The 4452-nt window shown below is 66.7% G+C and carries 5 protein-coding genes and 1 pseudogene; 5 read left to right on the top strand and 1 reads right to left on the bottom strand.

Going from position 1 to position 4452, the window contains the following annotated elements; all coding sequences use genetic code 11:
• Window positions 1-129, top strand: a pseudogene (locus tag ACWDA7_RS50805) (IS5/IS1182 family transposase); the annotation flags it as partial.
• A 359-nt stretch (window positions 130-488) separates the two neighbouring features.
• Here ACWDA7_RS50805 and ACWDA7_RS50800 read toward each other — a convergent pair.
• Window positions 489-731, bottom strand: coding sequence for a hypothetical protein (locus ACWDA7_RS50800; protein ID WP_450614747.1), 243 nt, complete (start codon window positions 729-731; stop codon window positions 489-491).
• Between the two features lie 402 nt (window positions 732-1133).
• Between ACWDA7_RS50800 and ACWDA7_RS50795 the strand changes: the two genes are divergently transcribed.
• The 4 genes from ACWDA7_RS50795 to ACWDA7_RS50780 all read left to right on the top strand — a co-directional run bounded on the left by ACWDA7_RS50795 (window position 1134) and on the right by ACWDA7_RS50780 (window position 3920).
• A complete protein-coding gene (locus ACWDA7_RS50795; protein WP_450614745.1) occupies window positions 1134-1676 on the top strand; it encodes a hypothetical protein in 543 nt (180 codons plus the stop codon).
• 170 nt (window positions 1677-1846) lie between these two features.
• Window positions 1847-2413, top strand: a complete 567-nt coding sequence (locus ACWDA7_RS50790) for a sigma-70 family RNA polymerase sigma factor (protein ID WP_450614744.1) — start codon at window positions 1847-1849, stop codon at window positions 2411-2413.
• 317 nt (window positions 2414-2730) lie between these two features.
• Window positions 2731-3075 (top strand): hypothetical protein, encoded by a 345-nt coding sequence (locus ACWDA7_RS50785; RefSeq protein WP_450614742.1) that lies wholly within the window; start codon window positions 2731-2733, stop codon window positions 3073-3075.
• A gap of 107 nt (window positions 3076-3182) precedes the next feature.
• Entirely contained in the window at window positions 3183-3920 is a 738-nt protein-coding gene (locus ACWDA7_RS50780) for a phosphatase PAP2 family protein (protein ID WP_450614740.1), read from the top strand.
• The last annotated feature ends 532 nt before the right edge of the window (window positions 3921-4452 follow it).

The raw sequence follows: 4452 nt of genomic DNA, 5'->3' as shown, positions 1-4452 counted from the left end.
CGCGCGAACGCCCTGCTCAAGACCACCTTCAAGGCCCTGCGGCGGGTCAGCCTCGATCCCAGCCGCATCACCCAGATCGCCGCCGCAGCCCTCGTCCTGCTCCAGCTCGAATACGACCGCACCATCTGAACGATCACACACAGGCATGATCGCTTACCGGGAAAGGCCCATTGCTTCGTGGGCTGGAGACCGCGTGCGCGAGCGCGGACGACCTCGCCGAAGTCTGGATCCGAATATTCGAGACCACCCCGACGCGGAGATCATCGCCGGCTTTTCCGGGGTCGGTCGCTCAGCGGGGCCCGCGTCCTGGCCGAGATAGACGACGACCGATCCCGCTTCGCCGACGCCACAGGACTGAAGGCTTACGTGAGAGCCGCCTCCGTCACCAGGGCCTTAACGGCAAGAGCATGACCGTCTGTCGGCGAGGGCTGAAAAGTGGTTCTGGATCACTTTCGGTGCCAGAGCCACGGAGGGTCATGACACCGCGATCATGAACGGCCTCGTGCCGCGCGGAGGACCGGCTTGCGGTGCAGGTCGAAGTTGACCCGGCCGAACATCTGCCTCTTCAGCATCTTGATCTCATTGTTGTGGCCTTCGACGGCGCCGGAGCCGTAGCGCAGGCTCAGGCCGGCGACGACAGCGTCGAGGTCCTGAAGCGTGGGGAGGGGAGGTTCGCTGATTCCGTCAGCGGACGTGAGTGCGGATCCGTCCCGGGGCCCGCTCGATCGCACCAAAATCTCTCCTCGCTCTCGGTTCAACTGCCTGCCCTGTGACGATGCAGGCCACGTGTTGGCGGTGGAACGCCGGGCTGATCCCCGCCCTCGCAGGGCGGAGGAGTCTTTCGTGGACTGCGGCATCGAGCGGACGACCTTTTCGACCTCATGGACATGGCCGACTTGCCCGCGGCTCCCTGCCTGCCCAGCTGACGTTGCGTACGTCGCCTCACTCGCTCACGCGCGAAGCTCTCAAGCAAGCGGATCAAGGAGTTTGCGTTGCCGGGCGACACGATGTGATCCCCATGGAGCGGCAGCCCCCCCCTGTCGGGACGGGGATCAGCCTGGCGTTCCACTGCTGGTACCTGGCCTGCATCGTCATAGGGCAAGTAGTTGAACCGAAGGCCAGGAGACAGGCTGATGGACATCAGGCCGATGCGATCGTGGATTCACCACAGCAGGGGCAAGGTGCTGCGGCAGGGGCAAGGTGCTGCGGCAGGCGCAGGCAGGGCGGCACGAGTGACCGACCGCACAGCCGAGACCCTGCAGGAAACCGTTCGACTGGTCGAAGCCGCTGGCGGCTTGGCCGAGCCCGTAGTCTCCGATGCCACCGATGAGTCCCAGACCGAAAGAGCCGTCACGGCCGCGACCACAGACACCGCCCGCCTCGACTTTGCCTTGAAAGACAACGGCTACGAAGGAGAGTTCCCACTCACCCAGGACTACTCCGCCGACCCGCAGAACCTGGTGATCGCCATCGTCGTGGGCGGCACCTTCCTGTCACGAGGTCGGCATCGGGGGCGAGCAGCGGCGGACCGTCTGCCGGACCTCTGGCTTCCCGGCCAAGGACAGCATCGCCGTCCTGCCGCTCTCAACGGCCCAGGAAAGGCAGAAGTGGGCCGGGTACCGTCCTGGACTTGGCGTCCTTCCCCCGAAACTGCACGAGAGAGGGACGCGGTGTGAGCAGCCGTCGCATACAACGAGAAGTCTTGCCGCATCCGCATCCGCATCGACGTATCCCTATCACCGGTGACACGGACAACGAGACCGCCGCTGCGCTAAACGCTGGCGCTGCGAACAGCCCTCCCACCGCTGCGCCGGATCCAGCCGAACTCGTTGTGCTATTCGAGCGCGTGGCCACGCCATTCATCGACCGGTTGTACGCAGCGGCAGTACAGATGACCCGCGACCGCGGCGACGCCGAGGACCTGATTCAGGAGACCTATCGGAGAGCATTCGACGCCTTCGGGTCATTCGCTTGGAAGACAAATCTCAGGATGTGGCTGTTCCAGGTCTTGGCCGACAGCGTGCTCGATGCCTGTGGCGAGCCGCAGCCCCCACTGCGCTCAAGCTCTCCGCCGGGACGCCCCGTCGGCCGGTTGGCGGAAACAACGCACCCGACGTTGCAGGTTCCCCAGACCGCTGAGGCGCAGGCTTTGGGCCGGCTGTCAGACCATGAGGTGAAAGCCGCGCTTCGGCAACTCCCGCGAAAGCTCACGATCGTTGTGCACCTGGCTGACGTTGAAGACTTCTCTCACATGGAGATCGCGGAGATCCTCCGCATCCCCCCCAGCACCGCGAGATCCCGGTTGCACTACGGGCGACGATGTCTGCGGGGGCTGCTCACCGACGCCGCTCGCCGGCGCGGTCTCCTCAGTCGCACGGGCAAGGGCTCTGTCGGAGACTCGGCTGCGCCGTGAGGCGTGGAATCCGCGCGCGGGTGGAGCCTGCACCGTCGTTCCGTCGCGGCTGGACCGCGGTCCGCATGTGCCCGCACGTGCAGAAACTCCCGGATCGGGTTGATCTTGCCGGTCAACAGGCCGGAGTGAGGACGGCGGCGTCACCGCAAGACCTCAGGGCGAATAGGTGCCAAAAGCCGCACAACCCGCGAATGGGCGGAGCGCAGGGAAGGCTGCACGCCCTGCCAGCTGCTCCCGCTGCGGCTCGGACTCGAGCAACCAGCGGCAAAACTCACGTAATTTCTGCGAAATTGAACCACCCATCAGGTAAGGCGAACATGGGAACCCTGGCCGCAGCGGCACCTGGTGCCGCCGCATCGCACCGCAGGACCAGCGAGCAGCTCGTCGTGCCGCTGTCGGTTGTGCATACGGCAACCAAGCGATGCCGGCTGCTGACCGAAGACGGTCTGCTGTCCTTCCGCCAGGCCTCGGCACCGCACGTACGTGCCGTCAGGCAGTACGTTACCGACGCCTTGAGCGGACACCAGCTTGAGGAACTCGGTCGCGTCCGCCACGCGGCGCTCACCCGCCTCGCCCTCCTGGGCCCCGACCGGAGCGGGCCCCGCCCCGCGCCGCACCCGGGCGTCCAAGGCGGCCGCCACATTGTCGAGCACGCGCGATGAGGGTGGTCGAGTTCTGCGCGCGGCGCGCCCGCTACGCGGTGTCCAGGACTTTGCTGGGGCGTTCACCACGTCTGTCGCGGCCGTCGGGAGCCTCATCCCGCATCGTCTTGCGGATCGGTATCGTCATAGGGGCCGTCCTCGGCTACTTCGGTGTCAGGGGACTGACTGACAGCTCCCAGGCCAAGGCATTGCACGGCGCCGCACGAGTCGAGGCGGCCGAGCGGGGCCTGCACCTTGACTGGGAGCCCACCGTGCAGAGCCTGGTGGTCAATGACCAGGCCATCACTCGACTCCTCAACTGGATTTACATCTTCGGCCACTGGCCGGTCATCGCTCTCACCCTGATCTGGTTGTTGTCCCGGCGCCCGGAGCTGTACGCAAGGGCGGCCTGCGCGATGCTGCTCTCCGGGGCAGTCGGTCTCGTCGCCTTCGCCGTGTTCCCGGTGGCCCCGCCCCGGCTGGCGGCCCTGGGCATGACCGACACCGTCACCGAACAGTCCCACGCCTACCGGGTGCTGCAGCCGCCCGCCTTCACCAACCAGTACGCGGCGATGCCCAGTCTCCACGTCGGCTGGAACCTGCTCATGACGCTGGCGATCCTCGCCGCCACCAGGACAGTCTGGCTGCGTGTCCTGGCTGTGGCGCTCACCATGTCCATGGACGCCACGGTCGTCCTGACCGCCAATCACTATGTGCTCGATGCGTTTGCGGGCGCGGTCCTGGCGCAACTGAGCTGGTATGTGGCAGGACGCCTTCAGGCCCTGGCCGCGCGCCGGCACCGGCCCACGGCGCAGGACGGAGACGAGCTGTCGCCTCCGGTCCCTGTGCCGCTGCGAAGAGGCTGACCACAGTGGATCTCCCCACCTCGTCGAGACCGCCGGCGTGTGGCCGTGTGCCGCCCTCAGGACCGATCGGTGTCTCTTATGCAGGCATTGATCCCCGTTCGCTTGTCGGGGACCTGCGCGCGGCGGTGGGGTTCGCGGCCGAGTGGCTCCGCCGCGACACCAAGCAGTCGCAGACCCGAACCCGAGGCCGACGCCCTGCAGGAGACCATCCGGCGCGGCGCGGAGCGTGGCGACGGCGCACTGCTGTATGCCGTTGTGCCTCTCCGCGCTGTGCCCCGTGGCTGCGCCCGAGCACCATAAACTTGCACGTCCAGGCCAGTCAGCGTTGGCACGTGGAGCGCACCCACGCCTGACAGAACGACTTCTACCGGCTCATGGGCCGTGACCTGTGCATGTACTGGTCGGCCCAGGCGCTGACGATGTGGGCGGCTCGCTGCGCTTGTCCTCGTGCGGTCAGGAGATGGTCTGCTCCTTCGAGCGAGACGAAGCTTCGCGGGTGTCGTGCCTCGAGGAAGATCTCTGCGGCGTTGGC

This window comes from Streptomyces sp. NPDC001156 (assembly GCF_053598275.1).
The sequence above is the reverse complement of the archived record's forward strand: the minus strand, read 5'-3'. Positions and strand labels throughout refer to the sequence as shown.